At 30.6% G+C, this 19,825-nt stretch carries 18 protein-coding genes and 1 tRNA gene; 6 read left to right on the top strand and 13 right to left on the bottom strand.

Translation table 11 applies throughout. The features are described from left to right. Positions 1 to 20 precede the first annotated feature (20 nt). From PBN93_RS06480 to PBN93_RS06470, 3 genes are all read left to right on the top strand, one after another. Entirely contained in the window at positions 21 to 974 is a 954-nt protein-coding gene (locus PBN93_RS06480; RefSeq protein WP_077404391.1) for a PorP/SprF family type IX secretion system membrane protein, read from the top strand. A 48-nt stretch (positions 975 to 1,022) separates the two neighbouring features. Further along, on the top strand, positions 1,023 to 1,379 hold the full coding sequence (gene folB, locus PBN93_RS06475; RefSeq protein ID WP_271081711.1) for a dihydroneopterin aldolase: 357 nt from the start codon (positions 1,023 to 1,025) through the stop codon (positions 1,377 to 1,379). A 216-nt stretch (positions 1,380 to 1,595) separates the two neighbouring features. Next, positions 1,596 to 1,666, top strand: a tRNA-Cys gene (locus PBN93_RS06470). Between the two features lie 292 nt (positions 1,667 to 1,958). Here the strand turns inward: PBN93_RS06470 and PBN93_RS06465 are convergent. Genes PBN93_RS06465 through rnr form a run of 4 tightly spaced genes read right to left on the bottom strand, consistent with a single transcriptional unit; the run spans position 1,959 to position 6,083 of the window. Then, positions 1,959 to 2,438 (bottom strand): Clp protease N-terminal domain-containing protein, encoded by a 480-nt coding sequence (locus PBN93_RS06465; RefSeq protein WP_271081710.1) that lies wholly within the window; start codon positions 2,436 to 2,438, stop codon positions 1,959 to 1,961. 31 nt (positions 2,439 to 2,469) lie between these two features. Continuing rightward, positions 2,470 to 3,135, bottom strand: a complete 666-nt coding sequence (locus PBN93_RS06460) for a LysE family translocator (RefSeq protein ID WP_077404443.1) — start codon at positions 3,133 to 3,135, stop codon at positions 2,470 to 2,472. A 13-nt stretch (positions 3,136 to 3,148) separates the two neighbouring features. Then, a complete protein-coding gene (locus PBN93_RS06455; RefSeq protein ID WP_271081709.1) occupies positions 3,149 to 3,829 on the bottom strand; it encodes a head GIN domain-containing protein in 681 nt (226 codons plus the stop codon). Between the two features lie 58 nt (positions 3,830 to 3,887). After that, complete coding sequence (gene rnr / locus PBN93_RS06450; protein WP_271081708.1) at positions 3,888 to 6,083, bottom strand: ribonuclease R; 2,196 nt, start codon at positions 6,081 to 6,083, stop codon at positions 3,888 to 3,890. A 620-nt stretch (positions 6,084 to 6,703) separates the two neighbouring features. Here rnr and rpiB point away from each other — a divergent pair. Both rpiB and PBN93_RS06440 read left to right on the top strand, forming a co-directional pair. Then, positions 6,704 to 7,135 carry a ribose 5-phosphate isomerase B gene (gene rpiB / locus PBN93_RS06445; RefSeq protein ID WP_077404440.1) on the top strand — a complete coding sequence of 144 codons (432 nt, stop codon included), beginning with the start codon at positions 6,704 to 6,706 and terminating at the stop codon, positions 7,133 to 7,135. 8 nt (positions 7,136 to 7,143) lie between these two features. Further along, positions 7,144 to 7,584, top strand: a complete 441-nt coding sequence (locus PBN93_RS06440; RefSeq protein ID WP_077404377.1) for a GNAT family N-acetyltransferase — start codon at positions 7,144 to 7,146, stop codon at positions 7,582 to 7,584. Here the strand turns inward: PBN93_RS06440 and PBN93_RS06435 are convergent. Further along, on the bottom strand, positions 7,581 to 7,955 hold the full coding sequence (locus PBN93_RS06435; RefSeq protein ID WP_171974505.1) for a hypothetical protein: 375 nt from the start codon (positions 7,953 to 7,955) through the stop codon (positions 7,581 to 7,583). The two genes, PBN93_RS06440 and PBN93_RS06435, sit on opposite strands and share 4 nt — an antisense overlap. 151 nt (positions 7,956 to 8,106) lie before the next feature. Here PBN93_RS06435 and PBN93_RS06430 point away from each other — a divergent pair, with 151 nt between their 5' ends. After that, the gene (locus tag PBN93_RS06430) at positions 8,107 to 9,312 is read left to right on the top strand and encodes a C40 family peptidase (protein WP_271081707.1); all 1,206 of its coding nucleotides are present in this window, start codon (positions 8,107 to 8,109) and stop codon (positions 9,310 to 9,312) included. A 77-nt stretch (positions 9,313 to 9,389) separates the two neighbouring features. Here PBN93_RS06430 and PBN93_RS06425 read toward each other — a convergent pair whose 3' ends face one another. The 8 genes from PBN93_RS06425 to PBN93_RS06390 all read right to left on the bottom strand — a co-directional run bounded on the left by PBN93_RS06425 (position 9,390) and on the right by PBN93_RS06390 (position 19,741). After that, positions 9,390 to 9,923 (bottom strand): DUF4442 domain-containing protein, encoded by a 534-nt coding sequence (locus tag PBN93_RS06425; protein ID WP_271081706.1) that lies wholly within the window; start codon positions 9,921 to 9,923, stop codon positions 9,390 to 9,392. Between the two features lie 16 nt (positions 9,924 to 9,939). Beyond that, entirely contained in the window at positions 9,940 to 11,568 is a 1,629-nt protein-coding gene (locus PBN93_RS06420) for a S41 family peptidase (RefSeq protein WP_077404369.1), read from the bottom strand. Next, a complete protein-coding gene (rnpA, locus tag PBN93_RS06415) occupies positions 11,552 to 11,962 on the bottom strand; it encodes a ribonuclease P protein component (protein ID WP_077404367.1) in 411 nt (136 codons plus the stop codon). Before rnpA ends, PBN93_RS06420 begins: the two co-directional genes overlap by 17 nt. A gap of 206 nt (positions 11,963 to 12,168) precedes the next feature. After that, on the bottom strand, positions 12,169 to 14,028 hold the full coding sequence (locus tag PBN93_RS06410) for a M1 family metallopeptidase (protein WP_077404364.1): 1,860 nt from the start codon (positions 14,026 to 14,028) through the stop codon (positions 12,169 to 12,171). A 2-nt stretch (positions 14,029 to 14,030) separates the two neighbouring features. Beyond that, the gene (locus PBN93_RS06405) at positions 14,031 to 15,671 is read right to left on the bottom strand and encodes a S8 family peptidase (RefSeq protein WP_077404361.1); all 1,641 of its coding nucleotides are present in this window, start codon (positions 15,669 to 15,671) and stop codon (positions 14,031 to 14,033) included. An 85-nt stretch (positions 15,672 to 15,756) separates the two neighbouring features. Further along, positions 15,757 to 16,617: an MBL fold metallo-hydrolase gene (locus tag PBN93_RS06400; RefSeq protein ID WP_077404358.1), complete on the bottom strand. Its 861-nt coding sequence runs from the start codon at positions 16,615 to 16,617 to the stop codon at positions 15,757 to 15,759. A 54-nt stretch (positions 16,618 to 16,671) separates the two neighbouring features. After that, entirely contained in the window at positions 16,672 to 18,882 is a 2,211-nt protein-coding gene (locus PBN93_RS06395; protein ID WP_271081705.1) for a SulP family inorganic anion transporter, read from the bottom strand. Next, complete coding sequence (locus PBN93_RS06390) at positions 18,866 to 19,741, bottom strand: universal stress protein (RefSeq protein ID WP_077404352.1); 876 nt, start codon at positions 19,739 to 19,741, stop codon at positions 18,866 to 18,868. The genes PBN93_RS06395 and PBN93_RS06390 overlap by 17 nt, the downstream gene beginning before the upstream one ends. Positions 19,742 to 19,825: the final 84 nt, after the last annotated feature.

Here is a 19,825-nt window from a genome sequence, read left to right as displayed (position 1 = left end):
AAAGAACTTAACCTATAATTATGCGATTTAAATTAGCAATCTTATCATTATTTGCTGGCACAATGCTATCAAATGCACAGGAGCTAAATTCCCCACAGCTCTCACAGTATTTAGCAGATAACCCATTTGTTTTATCACCAACATACGCAGGTATTGGCGATCATGTAAAAATTAGAATGAACGGTCTTGCTCAATGGGTAGGTATTGAAGATGCACCAAGGACACAGTCTTTGGCTGCAGATGCCAGAATTGGTAACAAATCTGGTTTAGGTTTATTTTTATATAACGATAAAAACGGATACACTAAACAACAAGGTGCAAGAATTTCTTTTGCACACCACCTAACTTTAGATAGGTATGAAGACGAGTTTTTATCCTTTGGTATATCTTATAACTTTAACCAATTTAGATTAGACATACAGGAGTTTAACCTAATTGCTAACCCAGACAATGCTGTAACGGATGACAGGTCTACTACAAACCATAACTTTGATGTTGGACTTATGTATAGAATTAATAAATTTTATGCTAGTTTAAACGTATCCAACCTTGTTAACAAAGATATATCAAACTTTAATGAAACTTTTGAGCCAAATGCTTTAAGAAACTATTACTTGTATACTGGTTACAGATACAAAAAAAGTAGAAATAGTGATTGGGAAATAGAACCATCTGTACTTTATAAAATGTTTGAAAGTGATGGAAGATCTGAAACTGATTTAAACCTTAAGTTTAGAAAATACGATTTTGAAGATTATTATTATGCTGGTGTAAACTACAGATTTTTAAATGATCAAATTGGAAAACCATTGTATTTGGCACCTTTTGCAGGTTTAAAAAAAGATAACTACTACTTTGGATACTCTTACCAAATAATTTTAAACGATATTTTAAATTACAGTACAGGTACACATGTTATTACAATTGGTGTAGATTTATTTCAAGGATTAAGTAATTGTAGATGTACTTACTAAGTATTTATTAATTCTATTAGTTAAGTTTGCACATATAAACTAAACCAAATGGGAAAAATAACTGTAAGTACTATTAAAACATATGCTTACCACGGATGTTTAAATGAAGAAGCCTTAATTGGTAGCGATTATTTAGTAAATGTTACCGTAAATGCAGATTTAACTAAGGCATCTGTAACTGATGAGTTAGTAGATACTGTAGATTATGTACATATAAACCATATAGTAAAAGAAGAAATGGCTATACGGTCTAAATTATTAGAACATGTAGCTAAACGTATCATAGATCGTATTTTTAAAGAAATACCAATTGTAACCGAGTCTGAAGTAACGGTATCTAAATTAAACCCACCAATAGGAGGAGATGTAGAAATGGTTTCGATAACATTGCAATTAACTCGTTAAACTGCATATTAGTAAATTTTTTATACATATAAATATATGTACATTTGAACTCTCCCCCGCATAAATGGCATTGTGGTCGAAATGGATAGACATAATCCCGCAAGGATTAGCATAGTGGTTCGAATCCACTCGATGCCTCGAAAAAAAATGCAAAATTGATTTTAAAAAACTTATTTGCTTATGAATTTATTTTTGTAAGTTTGCAGTCCAAAAAATGGCATCGTGGCCGAGTGGCTAGGCAGAGCTCTGCAAAAGCTTGTACAGCAGTTCGAATCTGCTCGATGCCTCAAAAACCTCCACTAACGTGGAGGTTTTTTTGTTTGTAGTTATTGCTATAAAATTATCTATCTTAAAATCAAATAATTACATAATAATATTTTATTTATTTAATAAAATGTACAGCAGTTCTCCCGAAGCTTCGGGATGCTCGATGCCTCAAAAACCTTCACTAACGTGGAGGTTTTTTTGTTTATACTAACAACTATAAAATTATTTATCTTATAATCAAGTAATTACAAAATTAGCATACAATTTATAAAACTATGTACAGCAAGTATTTTAGAAATTAAAAAATCAATTTTATATAATAGAAAGTAATCCTAAAGAAACTAAACGTTTACTGCTCCCAAAAAATTCTAGAAATTTATTAGATTTTATGCTTCTAATTTTCTCACATTCTTTTTTAAATTTAAAATAATCCATATCTATTTCATTTAAATAGTTACCAGCATAGCTATTTTTATTAGCTAGCATAGCAAGTATTATATGTTCTGGATTTACTTTTATATCTGAATAAATGCGAGCGTAAAATAAACCGTTTCTTAAAATAGCATCAAACTCTTTGGTTAGATAATAATCTGCTACTATTTTTTTATCATCTGATTTTAATAATTCTATTAAATTCTGAAATTTCCAATCGTAAGATTTAAATATTTTTTGAGCAATATTATCAGATTGTAAAGTAGCTATTAAAAAATGAAAAGAAGAAATATACTCAGAATTTAAATCTATTGCTACAAGTCTACTATTTGCTATTATTTTTTCTAGTTCAGACCCCATTCCATTTTTAAACACAATAGTTTTTAAACAATTATTTTTCTAATAACTCTAATCCTTCTTGTATATTTAATTGGTCCTTAGGCAAAAATCCTTTGGTTATTAATACCAAACCACATATAACAAGTATTATACCTAGTATTTTTTTAGTTAAAAAAATACGTTTTGGAGTTAAGTATCTTTTTAATTGTTTAGCTAATAAAATTTTAATTATGTCTGTAATAAAATATGTGCCTAACATAGCAGAAAAGAAAACTAAAATTCTGTTAGGATTGTTATCTAGACTAGGACCTACAACTAAAATAACACCTAACCAAAACACCAAAACACCAATATTTATAAAGTTTAATAAAAAGCCCTTAACAAATAGACTTAGGTATGCACTTTTACTAGATTTAAGTTGAGTTGGCTTTTCTTTTACAGGTTTTTTTATAATTACAATTATGCCATAAACAAGTAATATAACACCACCAAAAATATATAATCCTGGTAAATTACTTAGGTTTTCTAATAGTTGGTAACTACTAAAATAAGCAACAGTTAAAAATAATACATCTGCTAAAATAACGCCAAGATCAAACATCAATGCAGCTCTAAAACCTTTAACAGCACTGGTTTCTAGAAGAACAAAAAAAACAGGACCAATCATAAAACTTAAGAAAAAGCCTAATGGTATTGCTGCCTGTATATCATCTAACATGTAATAGTTTTTCTTATTTTCTAATAATTTTACCGCCAAAAACAGTTTTTTCATCCATTTTAACTGGGTCGCCATAAACCAAAACTTCACCGCCAGCCTTTACAGTAGCTTGTACATATTTAGCTGCATTAATTTCTGCATTACCGCCCGCATTTACACTTATTGTGGTAAGCTCTGTTTTAAAATTTTTACCATAATAAATACCACCGGTATTAATTTTTATATCTTGGTTTTTAGCATTTCCTCTAGATGTAATGACCCCGCCAGTAACAGATTTCACTAATAATTGTGTTACGTTAGCATCTATAATTAGTTCTCCACCTTCTTGAGATTTTAACTCTAACAAATCTTGTTTTATAGTTTCATTAGAGCTAATTCTGGCATCTTCATTAACATCTATCACAGTTAAATTATCTGTATAATACAAATCTATAAAAGTTCTATAACCACTAAAAATTTTATCCAATTCCATACGTAGTTTTAGAACACCATCATTATTAACAATTGCAACTTTTTGTGTGTTAACACCAGTTATAACTGCTTCATTTTTAGTAGACTTTATAAGATTTACAGATAATCCATCAAAAGCTTTAACCTCTGAAAAATTTTGTAGCTTTTGTGTAATTTTTTCGTTTTGTGCATTTACTAAACTAATAGCAAAAAATATAAACGTAAATAAGGTTAACTTATTCATTTTGTTGTTTTTAGGTATAATTCCTAATCTAATTTACAAATTTCGTTCCAAGAATACTTTATTCTGCCTTTCTAAGTAATGAGAAATCTAAATGTCTTTTTACTAAATCTGTACTTTTAACCATAACCACAACTTGCTCTCCTAACTGGTAGCTGTTGTTTGTACGTTGCCCTACTATAGAATAGCTTTTTTCATCAAAAGTATAGTAATCGTCCTTAATATCTCTTATACGAACCATACCCTCACACTTATTATCTATAATTTCTACATAAATACCCCATTCTGTTACTCCGGAAATTACACCAACAAATTCAGCATCCTTATGATCATCCATAAATTTAATTTGCATGTATTTTATAGAATCTCTTTCTGCACTTGCTGCTAAACCTTCCATATCTGAAGAATGTTTACATTTTTCTTCATAAACTTCTTGTTTTGCACTTGCGCCACCATCTAAATAATGTTGTAATAAACGGTGTACCATAACATCTGGATACCTACGTATTGGAGAGGTAAAATGAGAATAGTAATTAAAAGCCAAACCGTAATGTCCTATATTATCTGTGGTATAAATAGCTTTACTCATACTACGTATAGCAAGCGTATCTACTAAATTTTGTTCTTTTTTACCTTTTACATCTTCTAATAATTGGTTTAAAGAGCTACTTATAGTTTTTTTACTTTTAAAATCTAGCTTATGACCAAACCTAGAAATAATACCATTTAAATTGGCTAATTTTTCTTCATTAGGTTCGTCATGAACTCTATATATAAATGTTTTTTCTGGTTTTTGTTTGCCAATAAATTCTGCTACCTTTCTGTTAGCAAGTAACATGAACTCTTCTATAAGTTTGTTAGCATCTTTAGACTCTTTAAAGTAAACACCAGTTGGGTTTGCGTCTTCATCTAAACTAAACCTAACTTCTACTTTATCAAAAGAAATGGCTCCGGCTTTCATACGTTTACCACGCATAATTTTTGCTAATTTATCTAATGTAAGCGTAGCATCCACAATTTCATTACTAACACTATAAGCTCCGTTTTCTCTAATAGAAATAGCCTCTGGAATGGTATTTTCACCAGTTTCTATTATATGTTGTGCTTCTTCATAAGCAAAACGTTCATTAGAGTTTATTACAGTTCTACCAAACCATTGGTTAATAAGTTCTGCTTTTTCATTAATCTCAAAAACTGTAGAAAAGGTATATTTTTCTTCATTTGGTCTTAAAGAACAAGCATTGTTAGATAAAACTTCTGGTAACATTGGTACCACGCGGTCTACTAAATATACAGATGTAGCCCTGTCATAAGCTTCATCATCTAAAATGGTATCTGGTTGCAAGTAATGTGATACATCTGCAATATGAACTCCTATTTCATAATTACCATTTTCTAATTTTACAAAAGATAATGCATCATCAAAATCCTTTGCATCTTTAGGATCTATAGTAAAGGTAAGCGTATCTCGCATATCTCTACGTTTTGCAATTTCTTCTGCTTTTATAGATGTATCAATTTTATTAGCATAATTTTCTACTTCTAACGGAAACTCATATGGCAATCCGTATTCTGCTAAAATTGAATGTATTTCTGTGTTATGTTCTCCTGGTTTACCAAGTACTTCTACAATTTCTCCGTAGGGTGAGTCTGCATCATCTGGCCAATCATTCATTTTTACGATGACTTTATCACCATCTTTAGCATCATTAATTTTATCCTTAGGAATAAAAAAATCTGTATACATTCTAAAATCTGTAGCTGTTACAAAAGCGTAATTCTTTTGCAATTGTACAATACCAACAAAGTTAGTTTTGTCTCTTTCAATAATTTTAGTGATTTCACCTTCTAATTTTCTTCCCTTTCTTCTAGGAAAAATATATACTTCTACAATATCTCTATGAAAAGCTTTTTTTAATTTATTGCTAGAGATAAATACATCATCTTCTAAACCTTCTATAACTATATAGGCATTTCCTTTACTAGTAATATCTACTTTACCTGTATGGTAAGTTTTAGTATCTCTAGCTACAGCTTTATATTTGCCTCTACTTTCTTCTATAATTCTTTTTTTCTCTTTTAATTGTACTAATCTCTTTACTAGTATATTTCTCTTATTTGCATCTGTTATTCCTAATTTAGCAGCAATTTGCTTATAGTTATAACTAGCATTAGGATCTTTTTCTAATACCGTAAATATACCTTTAGTAATAAGATTACGGTCTTGGTTTTTAGGTCCTTTTTTTTTCTTAGTCATTCATTTTATTTATTTCTGGTAAATTACAAATTATAATCTACTCTTATCTTAATTAAACAGTTTCTTAATTTTTTAGTAAAGAAAACGTTGTTATAAACATATATATAATATACTATTTTTCTTTTATTAAATTTTAAAAAAAAATGGTGATTATAATAGTGTGTTAATATCTACAATAAAATTATGTAATATTTCTTGTGTTGAACAGTAATGTAAATTTATTGTAAAGTTATTAAGTGTTTATTTTTAACTTTTTATTTAGAAATCAATCTATTACCATAATTATTAACGGTTATTAACAACTTCTATTAACATCAAATTTTTAATAATTAACCGCTAAAAAATTGTTTACATTATTAACAATAGTCTTAATATCTTTTATCTAAAAAGTAAAAAATAGATTTGGTTGAAGAAATTCTATGCTATAATGCAACAATTTTTACGAAAAACAAAATTTATGTTTTGTATACTTATTAAAGTGTTGTGAACAACTTGTTAGTTGTATGTGATACAATCAAAAATGTATGTAAAAATGGGGGTTTGTATTTATTAACAATTTTAGAATAGGATATACAATGGTATTTGTACTTTTGTATTGTAAAACTACAAAAAACAATATAATGCATATAGCTATAGGTAATGACCACGCCGGTACAGAGTATAAATTTGCGGTATTAGAACTTTTAAAATCTAAAGGTATAGAAGTAACTAACTACGGTACAGATAGTAATGATAGTGTAGACTATCCAGATTTTGTGCACCCTGTTGCTGCAGATGTAGATACAAAAAAAGTAGATTTTGGTATCCTTATATGTGGTAGTGGTAATGGTGTTTCTATGACAGCCAATAAATACCAAAATGTTAGAGCTGGTTTATGCTGGACTAAAGAAATTGTGTCTTTAACACGTGAGCATAACAATGCAAACATATTAAGTATACCAGCACGTTTTGTTTCTTTACCGCAGGCATTAGAAATGGTTACTACATTTTTAAATACAGAATTTGCTGGCGGAAGACACCAAAACAGGGTAGAAAAAATAGCATGTAATTAATACTTTATATGGTAATAAGTGTTAAAAGTTTTAACGAGCTTACTACAAAGGATTTATACGCAGTTCTACAACTTAGATCAGAGATTTTTGTTGTAGAACAAAATTGCGTTTACCAAGATATAGATGGTAAGGATTTTAAAGCTCTACATGTTTTAGGTTTTAAAAACAACGAGTTAGTTGCATATACACGTATATTTAAACCTGGAGATTATTTTAATGACGCTAGTATTGGTAGAGTAGTAGTTAAAAAATCTGAAAGGAAACATAAATATGGGTATGCAATAATGGAAGCATCTATTACTGCCGTAAAAAGTTACCTACAACAAACAACCATAAAAATATCTGCTCAAAAATACCTTTTAAAATTTTATAATAATTTAGGTTTTAAAGAAGAAGGAGCAGAATATTTAGAAGACGGCATACCGCATATGGTAATGTACAAACACTAAATTTTTATAGGTGTTTTATTGGTAAGGTTTATATCTTCTAACATTGTATCGGTAAATTTAAAATGTCCTTTGGTAGTAATAATTCTAAATCTGTTAGAGTTCATTCTACTTAAAGTATCTAAAAACAGCCACTTAGACTTTAAAAGTTTAGGTTTATCTGACTTTAAGCTAATTTCAAAAAAATATTTTCTCCCGTTTTTCATAGCAACAATATCTGGCGTTACTTTATCACCAGTATTTTTTCTAATGTAAGATTTTGGTATTTCACAATCTGTTACATCTGCTTTGATATTTGTAAATCCTCTAGATTCTAAATAACCTATAGATTTTTTTATAAACGCTGTATTTTCAATTTTATCTGTCTCTATCATAGTTATCAACATAATAAAATAAACTCAAAATTCCTAATTTATATATTGATTAACAGTACTTTAACGTAGTTATTAACATTACAATGTTCATTTTGTCTACAGTAAAATAAAATTTTCATAATTTCACTCTTTCAATTAAACACGCACAAAAATGATGAAGAATATCAATTCTAAAATTCCATTAATAGCACTTGCAACAATAATGGTTTTGGGTAGTTGTAAAAATGAAGTAGTTACAGAAGTAGAAAATCCTGTTTTAGAATATATAGATGATGTAAAAACAACATATGCTCCAGACAAACGTGTTGCTCTTTTTAATATTGAATCTAAAGCTGTTAACAATAGTTTTATTTTAACAGGACAATCTAACCTACCAAAAGCGGTAAACGAGCTTAAAACCAAGCTAAATGAGGCTAAAATTGAGTATATAGATAGTATACAATTACTACCAACAGCAGAATTTAAAAATAGCAATTGGGCCATTGTAAAAATTTCTGTTGCTAATTTAAGAAGCAAAGCAGGACACTCACAAGAACTTGCCACACAAGCAACTTTGGGTACACCAGTAAAAGTGTATAAAAATGATGGCGATTGGTATCTTATACAAACACCAGATAATTACATAGCGTGGGTAGATAAAGGTGGCATAGAAATTTTAAAGAATGATGATTATAAAAACTGGAAAGCAACAGAAAAAATAATATATACTAATACTACAGGTTTTTCTTACGCGTCAACAACAGGTCAAGAAATTGTTTCAGATTTAGTAGCTGGTAGTATTTTAGAATTAGTAGCTGAAGAAGGCTTATTTTACCAAGTAAAATACCCAGACGGTAGACTTGCTTTTGTTAAAAAAGATGAAGCACAAACGTATAATAATTGGTTAAAAGCATTAAACCCATCGCAAGAATCTTTAGTAGCAACATCTAAACAATTAATGGGTTTACCGTATTTATGGGGAGGTACATCTAGTAAAGGAGTAGACTGTAGCGGTTTTACCAAAACTATATACTTTTTAAATGGTATGGTTTTACCAAGGGATGCATCACAACAAGTAAATGCAGGTACAGTAGTAGATAAAGATAAAGATTTTAGTAAGCTAGCTGTTGGCGATTTATTGTTTTTTGGAAGACCAGCAACAGATTCTACCAAACAAAGAGTAGTACACGTTGGTATGTGGATTGGCAACAACCAATTTATACATTCTTCTGGTCGTGTACATATTAGTAGTATAGATAAAGACGCTACTAATTTTGATGAGTTTAATTTAAACAGATATTTACAAAGTAACCGCATGTTACACCAAAATACAGAAGCCATTTTAGAACTTAAAAATGCTGCACTTTTTGTAGAGTAATGTGTGTAGAATACACCAAAAAAAGAGACCTAAAATAACTATATTTTAGGTCTCTTTTTTATTTATATAAGCTAATATTATGCCTTTTGTTTTTTTCTATTTTTCATTTTTTGCTTGTAAAACTCTTTGTTGGCTACATAAATGGTTTTATGTACCACGCAAAAGGTAATTTTACCATCTTCACTTTTAATTTCGGTAGTTTTTTTAACCTCAATTTCGTTTTCTGCAGCAATGCATTTTTTAATATCTTGTAGTTCCTCTTCAGTATAAGTAAAATCTGCAAAAACATTTTGTTTAGCAGGCTTTTTAAAACGTATATCTGCAGCTTTATCCCAAACCACATAATCATCACCAATTAAATACAACAACTGTATCATAGGTATTGGGTCTACAGCAGAAAACAAACTACCACCAAAAATAGAATTTACATAATTTCTGTTTTTCCAACTAATAGGAATCTTCACCTTTATGTGCAGTAAATCTTTAGTAATTTCAATTATTTTACCTGTACTTCTCCTGTACATAGGCGAATAATTAAATCCGTATTTAAAAAGTATATGTTTAGAAAATAGTTTTTGACCAATATTGGCCATTTTTTGGTAAACAGACATAGTATTTTTACGTATTCTACTTTAAATAATCGTTGTATTTACTTGGGTTGTTAAGTAATTCTGTTGCTGTTAAAATAGCATCGTCATGAGATAAGTAATACTCATACAAACCTTCTCTATAAAAATAACGTTTTACAATCTCGTCTTCAATATTTTTTACAATTTCTGTTTTGTATTTATCTAGTGCTTTAATTTTATTTTTATTGATATCTACCAAAAGACTTTTATATTTTTCTTGTATATCATCACCAAAAATAGCGGTATCATTACTGTTTATAGCGGCAGTAAGTGCTTTTTCTGTTTCAGTTTCAAAAGAGAAATTAGAAGCTTCTACAAAGCTTTTAAAAGCAGTAAAATCTGTATCTGTTAACTTAAAATCTGTAATTGAAGCTACTTTATTATTATAATAGTAGTTGGTTGCGTAGTCAAAAATAACATTGTTAACAATAAGTGCTTTTGTAAGTGAGTTTGTTTTAGCGGCAGTAATTTGTATTTCTGGTAAAACACCTCCACCATCTTGTACTTTACGTCCGTTTTTGGTTTTAAACTCATTAAACTTAGTATTTTTTACGGCTTTACCGTTTTCATCTCTATGCCAGTAATCTAAAGACTGTATACATCTGCCACTAGGTGTATAATACCTAGAGATGGTAACTTTTAATTGCGTACCATAAGTAAGTTTAAGAGGCCTTTGTACCAAACCTTTACCAAAACTACGCGCACCAACAATTACAGCTCTGTCTAAATCTTGTAAACTACCCGAAACAATTTCACTAGCAGAAGCACTAGAGCCATTTACAAGTACGACCAAAGGAATTTCTGTGTCTACAGCAGCGTTTCTTGTAGTGTATGTTTTATTAAACTTTTTAACCTTAGATTTTGTGGTTACAATTAGTTCTCCTCTAGGAACAAATAAATTGGTAACGTTTATAGCTTCGGACAATAAACCACCCGGATTTCCTCTTAAATCCAATATTATTTTTTTGGCACCTTCATTTTTAAGGTTTATCAAAGCTTCTTTTGTTTGTGAAGATGCTTTTTGGTTAAACTTTGTTAACACAATGTAACCTGTAGTTTCATCTACCATTTTGTAAAAAGGTACAGCGTCTACTTCTATATCTTCTCTGTTAATTGTTGTGGTGTTTGTTTTACCTTGTCTTTTGTATACAACGGTTACACCAGTGTTACTGGCACCTTTTAGAAGCTCTGTTGCATCATCTTTAAAAGTTGCAACATCGGTATCGCCAATTTTAATAATCTCGTCACCAGCCTTTAAACCAGCCTTATCTGCAGGTAGGTCTTTATAGGCTTCTATAATTAGCATTTTATCTTTGTAAGTACGTACAGTAGCACCAATACCAGAGTATTTACCAGCATTATTAATACGGTAAGCTTCTACATCTTGTTCATTTAAAAAGCGGGTATATGGATCTAAACCGTTTAGCATATTTTTAATGGCATTATCCATTAATTCTGCCGGATTGGTTTCATCCACATAATTCATATTTAACTCTTTAAAGAGCGTAGTAAAAATTTCTATTTGCTTTGCTATTTCAAAAAAATCGCCTTTAAAACTACTGGCTCCTATTAAAATAAAAACGGCAAAAACCGGTATAATTATTCTTTTTTTAAGTACGTTCTTCATTGTTTACTTTCTTATAAAATTTGGCAAGCACTTCTGCAACAGATTTCTCTATTTCAGTATGGTTTGGCTTCTTTTTACCAAGGTATAAAAATAGTAACGCAAAATCTTTATCTATGTTGTTAAAAATTACGTGTTTGTTAAGTCTGTAACCTTCTCGTAATAATCTTTTAATTCTATTACGGTCTACAGCACTTTTAAAATTACGTTTAGGCACAGTTACACCAACTTTTAAAGGGGTGTTTTCTAATGTGCAAGGCAAGTAAATTAGTTTAACTGGGTAGCTAGATACACTTTTTCCATTTTCAAACAATTCTCCAATTAACTTTTTACTTTTTAATTTTTCTTTGGTAGGAAACTTAAAATTAGGAGTGTTTGGTTGTTCTTGCGTAGGCATTAAAAATGTATTAATTATCTAGTTATATAAAAAATGAGTGTTTACAGTAACACCACTTCTTTACTAAAAAGCAAAGGTATTATAAAGTTACTATTTTTAACTATCTATTAGTTTTTTATCTTTTTTGATGCTGTTTTAGAATTATAAAAAAAATCCGTTTAAAGCTGAACTCTAAACGGATTTTGATAGTTGTTAACATGAAGATTTTACTCTGCCTGATAAACGTTGTTTTCTTTATTAATATCTGCCATAAGGTTAGATGGGTCTATAACAATTGCTTTAATACTTGCTTTTGGCTTGTTAATAGTAAAGCTGTAGTTAGAGTTTGCCCAAGGCCAGTCTGGCAATACAGTTCTTTTTAAGTTGGCATAAGGATTTTCTTTTTCTCCACGCATCATACGTAAAGGAGCGTAAAAAGTTTCTTGTGTACCATCTGTATAAACAACTAAAATATCTAAAGGCATTGGCATTAAACCAATTCTTTCTAAAGAAACTGTAGATGCATTGTTGGCTTCTGTAACTTCTGTAATACCATAATCTATAGTATTAGTAGTTTGTGTCCAGTCTGTTAAATACCAATCTAGCTCCATACCAGATACTTTTTCTGCGGTTCTTTTAATATCGTTAGGTATTGGGTGCTTAAATTTAAAGTCTTCGTAGTACTTACGAATTGTTTTCATTAAGTTTTCTTGTCCAATAATATAACCTAATTGTGATAAAAATATAGAACCTTTACTGTAAGCAGCTATACTATAAGGCATATTTTCATGATAACGATCTGCATGTGTAGTTTGTGGTTGTTCTTTACCAGAATTTACTAGGTAATAATAACCACGGTAAGATCCTTCAAAAGGATTGTCTTTTTTCTGGTCCATAACCTCGTTCATACATAATGAAGAAATAAAAGTTGTAAAACCTTCATCCATCCACTCATGTTTAGCTTCATTACTAGCTAATATGTGCTGAAACCAGGAGTGAGCCATTTCATGTGCTGTTGTACCAGCAAGGCTACCAAACTTTTTACCACCAGCAATTAAAGTACTCATAGCGTACTCCATACCACCATCTCCACCTTGTATAATAGAGTATTGTTTGTATGGGTATTTACCAATGTTTTTGCTAAAAAACTGCATCATTTCTGCAGCTTTAGGCTGTACTTTTTCCCAATTTGCTTTAATTTCTGGGTCGTTACCTTGGTATAAAAAGTGTAATAATGGTCCGTTTTCTACTTGTAGTGTGTCATGAATATAATCTGGATCTGCTGCCCACATAAAATCGTGTACCATAGGCGCTTTAAAGTGCCAAGTTAATTTTTTACCACGTTGTTTTTTTACTTTAGTTCCAGGAGTTTCATATCCGTGGCCTATTTCATTAGCGTTTTGTAAATAACCACTACCTCCAACAACATAATTTTTATCTATTGTAAGTTTTACATCAAAATCTCCCCAAACACCATGAAATTCTCTAGCAATGTAAGGGTCTGCGTGCCAACCTTCAAAATCATATTCTGCTAATTTTGGGTACCACTGTGTCATAGATAATGAGACACCATCACTACTATTGCGTCCAGATCTACGTATTTGTACAGGAACCTGACCTTTAAAAACCATATCAAAAGTAGTTTTAGAACCAGCAGCTATTGGTTTAGCCAATTCTACTATTAAAACAGTACCTTCTACACTGTATTTTACAGGAACACCATCTTGTTTTAAAGAAGAAACTTTAATAAAACCAATTTCATCTTCTTTTAAAGTAGCAATTCTGCTATTTTTATTTTTATCTGTCATTCTTCCATCAGGATCTGCAATGCTGTGTAAACGAGCATCCATTTCACTACCTGGCTGAAAAGCATTAAAATATAAATGGTAGTATACACGCGTTAACTCATCTGGTGAGTTGTTAGTGTATACTAATTTTTGTGTACCATCATACTGGTAATTTTCAACATTCATATCTATCTCCATAGCATAGTCTACGTGTTGTTGCCAATACGAACCATTTTGTGCAGATAAAGGAGAAAACAAGGTTGTTAACGCTGCTACCCCCGCAATTAATATTTTTTTCATAATTATAGTTTTACTTGTCCTTTAGAAACGCTTTCAGCTAATAAAAGTGCGTTATATAAATTTACCATTTTACCTGATGTAGATATATTAGCTAATGTATTGTTGTTTGATGGATCACCGCCAAGAACAACTTTAGTTTTAATTGCTATACCAGACTGCATGATTATTTTTTTAACCTGTGCAGCTGTTAATTTAGGGTATTGTGATCTTATAACTGCAGCAACACCAGCAACACCTGGAGAAGCCATAGATGTTCCTCCCATATACTCATATTTACTACCTGGCATTGTAGAGTAAATTTCTGCACCCGGAGCAAAAACATCTACATTAATTTTACCGTAGTTAGAGAAATCTGCAAGCATTGTAGATCCGTATTTGTTAGCTAAAGCACCAACTGTTATTACGTTATCTACAAATTCTGCACCATTTTTTATTTGGTCATTTGGGTAATTAGGGTGGTTTTCATAATCGTCTAAATTAGCACCATCATTACCTGCAGCATGTACAAAAAGCACATCTTTTTCTGCAGCATATTTTAAAGCCTCATAAACCCATTCTGCTTTTGGTGAATAAGCTTTACCAAAACTTGCGTTTATAACTTTAGCTCCATTATCTACTGCATAACGTATACCTAAAGCAATATCCTTATCGTATTCATCACCATTAGGTACAGTTCTAATGCTCATTAACTCTACATTATTAGCAACACCGTTAGCACCTTTACCATTATTACGCTCTGCTGCAATAATACCGGCAACGTGTGTACCATGGCTTTCTGTATCTACAGTGTTAATTGGGTTACCATTACCATATTTAGTGTCTGTAATGTCATAAGGATTGTCACCAACAGGTTCTCTACCGTTAAAATCTTTGTTTAAGTTGTAATTTACTTGGTCTGTAAAGTAAGTAATACCACCGGTAATATTTTTTATAGCTTCAGGGATTGAGCTACTAAAAGAATACATTTGGTTTAATACAGCCAAGTTGCGTTGCATAGTTTCATCTTTTGCAGTTATACTGGCTAAATCTTGTTTTGTATAACTGTCTTTACCTAGTTCTTTTTTTACAGCTTCATCTGCATTTTTTACAGCTTGTAAAATTTGCTCATATCTTTGTTTGCCAGCTAAAGCTTCAGCATAGTCTGCTTCTACTTCTGCTTTAGCTTTAGCTTGTAATGCAGCATCGCCAAGACCTAATCTTACAATTCTAGCACTTTCTAATTGTTCATTATAAGAATCTCCTAAAAAGTTATATCCATGAACATCATCAATAAAACCGTTATTATCATCATCTATATTATTACCAGGAATTTCTTTTTTATTAGTCCATAGAACATTTTTAAGATCTTCATGATTTAAATCCATTCCAGAGTCCATAACAGCTACAATAACTTTAGTTCCTTTTTTATTGCCAATAAGCTCTTTGTAGGCTTTGTCTACACTCATACCTGGTATAGTGTCTGTAGCAAGATCTGCGTGACCCCAGTTTTGCTTTTGTTGCTCTGTAAGTTCCGATACTTTTAAAGGTAAAGCATCTATATTTTCTACAGGAGTAGAAATTAAGGTGGGTGCAGAGCCACAGCTAGCCATTATTAAAGCAACTGCTGATAGGCTTAAAACAGATTTTGATAGTCTGATATTCATATTATGTTAATTTAATTTGTGTATTTATTATTTTGATGAATTTAGTAATTTATTGATAAATGTTGGAGTATGGTGGATTACAAGCTTAGTTAAAAAGCTCATTAAATGTAAATGTTTCATTAAGTCTAACTCCTTTTTCTGTGTGCTTTACAGTGCAAATTTCATTATGTGCATCATGTTCTAATACCAAATAATAATTATGATCTGCTGCAGAGTTTAAAAACACTTCTTTTTCAGACAATGTTAACAGAGGTCTAGTATCAAAACCCATAACGTAGGGTAGAGGTAAGTGCCCAACTGTTGGTAGTAAATCTGCCATAAAAACTAGGGTTTTTCCTTTGTATTGTATGTGCGGAATCATTTGTTTTTCTGTATGTCCGTCTGCATAAAAAATACCAAAACCTAATTCAGATTTGGCTTCAAATTGATGCTGATTTGGCTTTAAAAATTTTAATTGTCCGCTTTGTTGCATTGGCATTATGTTTTCTGTTAAAAACGATGCTTTTTCACGTGCATTAGGTTTTGTTGCCCAATTCCAATGGTTTTCATTAGTCCAAAATGTTGCATTTTTAAAGGCAACTTCAAAACCTGTACGATCTTTGTTCCAAACGGCGCAGCCACCAGAATGGTCAAAATGTAAGTGTGTTAAAAAAACGTCTGTAATATCATCCTTACTAAAACCTAATTTTTTTAATGAATTATCTAAGGTATGGTCTCCCCACATATAGTAATAGCCAAAAAACTTATCAGATTGTTTGTTACCCATACCAGTATCTATAAGTATAAGTCTGTTACCGTCTTCTATTAATAAGCAACGGCCAGCAATATCTATCATATTGTTAGCATCTGCCGGGTTAGTTCTTGTCCATATAGCTTTAGGAACAACGCCAAACATTGCACCGCCATCTAACTTAAAATTGCCTGTTTCTATTGGGTAAATCTTCATATTTACAAAATTAGGTAAACTAAAATGTTTATAATGCGCTAAATTATGTTAACATTATTGTAAAATTTTATGCAATTGTTTGCCAAAATACAACATTGCTTTAACTTCTTGTACACTTAATAAACGTTCTTTTTTAATAATTAAAAGTGAAGAGCCATTACACTCTATATGGTAATAAGGGTTACTTTCTAAAAATAAAATAAGCTCATTTGTAAATAGTTGTTGAATTTGTTTAGGTTTTTCTCCACTTAAGTAAAACCTTTGGTTAAAATCTGGATGATTATCTACGTTTAACTCTTTAAAACCAGCTAAACTATACAAGTATTTTATTAGTCCTTCTTTGTCTAACGTAAAAACAGGTACTTCTCTATCTAATTTTATGTGTAAAACAGTTGTTTTTATTACTTCTTTTACTATAAATTCACCTTCAGTAAACTCTACATCCATAAGAGCAACTTTATTGTTTTTTGCTTTAAGCTGATTATAAAAATAGCTTATTTCTCTAGTTTTAAAGAAAACAAAATTGGTTAAAAAACCAGCGTTTTTATTTTTTTCTGGAATATAATCCCACGTAAAATTTGCAGCAGTATTTTTTAATAGTAACTGCCTTTTTGTAAGGTTACCACCTACAGATGCTAATTTTGTTGCAAACGGAAGAATTTTACGTATTGCAAATGGGTGTGCAGAGTCTGTACCGTGTTTGTCTAGTCCTATAAGCTCTATACTACCACCTTTTTTACTAAACGTATCTGCATAACCCTCTAAACCATCCATAACGGTGTGGTCTACAAAATTACACATAGAAAAATCTAAAACTACAGTATTGTTTTCTTGTATAGCATCTAATTTATTTTTTAGCTTGTAAAAATTTAAAAAGCTACAAAAGTATTTTATGCTAATGTAAAAGTTACCACCATCTGGCTCTTTATACATTAAAATATTTGGCTTTAATAAGTTGCTAAAAAATAACGAAAAACTTTTATTAAGTATAATGTGTATTACAAACGTAACCAATATACCAGCACTTATACCCGTAATTAAGTTGGTAAATAAAGTTGTTAAAAGAGTAACTAAAAATATTATTATTTGCTCTTTACCAATTTTAGCAATTTTTTGTAATGTTTTTGGTGTAGCAAGTTTATAGCCCGTATAAAATAGTATTGCAGCAAGTGCAGCTAAAGGAATTTTACGTAGTTGTTCTTGAAAAAGAAGTACAAATGCTGCTAAAAAAAATGCTTGAAAAAAATTGGCAGACCTATTTGTTGCGCCGTTATTAACATTTACAGAGCTACGTGCTATAACAGTTACAACATTTATACCACCTAAAAAACCACTAGCAATAGAGGCTACACCTAAGGCTTTTAAGTCTCTATTAACATTAGAGCGCCTGTTTAAAGGGTCTAACTTATCTACCGCTTTTATACTTAGTAAAGATTCTATACTTGCAATTAATGTGATAGAAAAAACAGCTATTATAAAATTAAGCTGGTATACTTTTGAAAAATCTGGAAAAGCTAAATTAGAAGTAACATCTTTTGGTATTTTTACTAGAAAATCTTTGGTTAACGGATAATTAATATCTAAACTAGTCAACAAATAACTAAGTCCTACAACAAGTACAATAATCCACATAGGAGCAGGTATTAATTGAAAATACTTATTTCTAATTTTTGCATAAAAAACCATAATTAGCAAACTAATAATACCAATTGCAGCAGCAATTAAAACGCTAATATCTGTGGTAATCCATAAATTTTGTATTCCTGCCGGAAACTGTTTTAGTAATGATACTATAGAGCCATTAGCACCATTATTACCTAGCATTATATGAAATTGTTTAGAGAGGATTCCTATACCAATTGCGGCAAGCATACCCTCTATGGCAGAGGCAGGAAAAAAATCTGCCAGACGACCCATTTTTAAAAAACCAAGTATTATCATTACCAAGCCAGATACAATAATGGCGGCAAGTGTACACAGGTAACCTTGGTACAAATCTCCATTACCTAAGGTATAAATGGCACTTAATAAAACAATTACCATACCATTACCCGGACCAGTAATAGTAACATTAGAACCACCTAAAATAGAAACTATAAAACCACCAACAATTGCAGCTATAACTCCAGAAATTGGAGGTGCTTCACTGGCAAGTGCTAATCCTAACCCTAATGGTAATGCTATTAATGATACTACAAAACCAGAAAAAATATTCTTTGGTAGTGCGCTTACAAACGTTTTGGTTTTATTATTTTTTAGAGTCAAATTGGTTACGTATTATAAATAAATCTGTTGGTAAATCAGACAAAATGTATTCTAAATCATGGGGAAAAATACGGTCTAAAAATCTTGTTTTAGACGGAGCATTCATTACCAATAAATCTGCCCTAACAATTTCTGCATAATGGCCAATAGAATAACCTCTTTTGCCAAAAATACCTTGGTTTTTTACTTTTATTCCTTCTTTACAAGCATCAGGAATTTCTTTTACAATTTCTCTAACCCTTTGTTCTTCTCGGTGTTTTAATCGCTCTTTAACAATATTTACTTTTTTTAATGTTTTATCATCCTGTACACTTACTTGTATATTTTTTTGTAAAATTTCTTCTACAATTGTTAGCTGCGGAGCACCAAGGGCGTTGGCAATATAAAAAGCAGAGTTTATAGTAAGTGGGGTATTTGGTGCATCTAGCCCATTAACAACAATGTTTTTGCAAGGCACACGTTCTTTAGACGGTTTTATAAGTAACAATACAGAACAACAAACCTTACGTGTTAGTTTACGCGCAATAGAACCTACATAAAACTGATATATTTTTTCTTTTTGTAAAGCTCCAATAATTAACAAGTCTATGTTACTAGTTTTACAAGCCGTGGTAATAATGGTAATGGGGTCACCTTTTTGCCATTTAACTTCAATGTCTAAATTTTGGTACTCTGTTTTATTTAAAAAAGATGCAATTTTAGCCTCTTTATCTTCTGTTTTAGTTCCAACATGAAGTAAAATTAATTTAGCCTTAAAAAAATGAGCTATTCTGATAGTCTCCAAAATATTTATCTCTAATTTTGGGGAGAATGCAAATCCAAAAAGAATCGTTTTAAAAGGACGATTTTTATAAACCATAGGCTAAATTTAGCCCAAGATAGTACAATTATATAACAAAAGTTATTTTGAGTTAAAATTGCTTTTTAAAATTAAAATACTATT

This window comes from Cellulophaga omnivescoria (genome assembly GCF_027915275.1).
In the GTDB taxonomy this organism is placed as follows: domain Bacteria; phylum Bacteroidota; class Bacteroidia; order Flavobacteriales; family Flavobacteriaceae; genus Cellulophaga; species Cellulophaga omnivescoria.
Note: the sequence above shows the minus strand (reverse complement) of the source record. Positions and strands in the feature narration are given on the sequence as shown.

Coding starts and splice junctions, on each gene's coding strand:
- PBN93_RS06480 (WP_077404391.1), top strand. CDS start 21: ATGCGATTTAAATTAGCAATCTTATCATTATTTGCTGGCACAATGCTA.
- folB (WP_271081711.1), top strand. CDS start 1,023: ATGGGAAAAATAACTGTAAGTACTATTAAAACATATGCTTACCACGGA.
- PBN93_RS06465 (WP_271081710.1), bottom strand. CDS start 2,438: ATGGGGTCTGAACTAGAAAAAATAATAGCAAATAGTAGACTTGTAGCA.
- PBN93_RS06460 (WP_077404443.1), bottom strand. CDS start 3,135: ATGTTAGATGATATACAGGCAGCAATACCATTAGGCTTTTTCTTAAGT.
- PBN93_RS06455 (WP_271081709.1), bottom strand. CDS start 3,829: ATGAATAAGTTAACCTTATTTACGTTTATATTTTTTGCTATTAGTTTA.
- rnr (WP_271081708.1), bottom strand. CDS start 6,083: ATGACTAAGAAAAAAAAAGGACCTAAAAACCAAGACCGTAATCTTATT.
- rpiB (WP_077404440.1), top strand. CDS start 6,704: ATGCATATAGCTATAGGTAATGACCACGCCGGTACAGAGTATAAATTT.
- PBN93_RS06440 (WP_077404377.1), top strand. CDS start 7,144: ATGGTAATAAGTGTTAAAAGTTTTAACGAGCTTACTACAAAGGATTTA.
- PBN93_RS06435 (WP_171974505.1), bottom strand. CDS start 7,955: ATGATAGAGACAGATAAAATTGAAAATACAGCGTTTATAAAAAAATCT.
- PBN93_RS06430 (WP_271081707.1), top strand. CDS start 8,107: ATGATGAAGAATATCAATTCTAAAATTCCATTAATAGCACTTGCAACA.
- PBN93_RS06425 (WP_271081706.1), bottom strand. CDS start 9,923: ATGTCTGTTTACCAAAAAATGGCCAATATTGGTCAAAAACTATTTTCT.
- PBN93_RS06420 (WP_077404369.1), bottom strand. CDS start 11,568: ATGAAGAACGTACTTAAAAAAAGAATAATTATACCGGTTTTTGCCGTT.
- rnpA (WP_077404367.1), bottom strand. CDS start 11,962: ATGCCTACGCAAGAACAACCAAACACTCCTAATTTTAAGTTTCCTACC.
- PBN93_RS06410 (WP_077404364.1), bottom strand. CDS start 14,028: ATGAAAAAAATATTAATTGCGGGGGTAGCAGCGTTAACAACCTTGTTT.
- PBN93_RS06405 (WP_077404361.1), bottom strand. CDS start 15,671: ATGAATATCAGACTATCAAAATCTGTTTTAAGCCTATCAGCAGTTGCT.
- PBN93_RS06400 (WP_077404358.1), bottom strand. CDS start 16,617: ATGAAGATTTACCCAATAGAAACAGGCAATTTTAAGTTAGATGGCGGT.
- PBN93_RS06390 (WP_077404352.1), bottom strand. CDS start 19,741: ATGGTTTATAAAAATCGTCCTTTTAAAACGATTCTTTTTGGATTTGCA.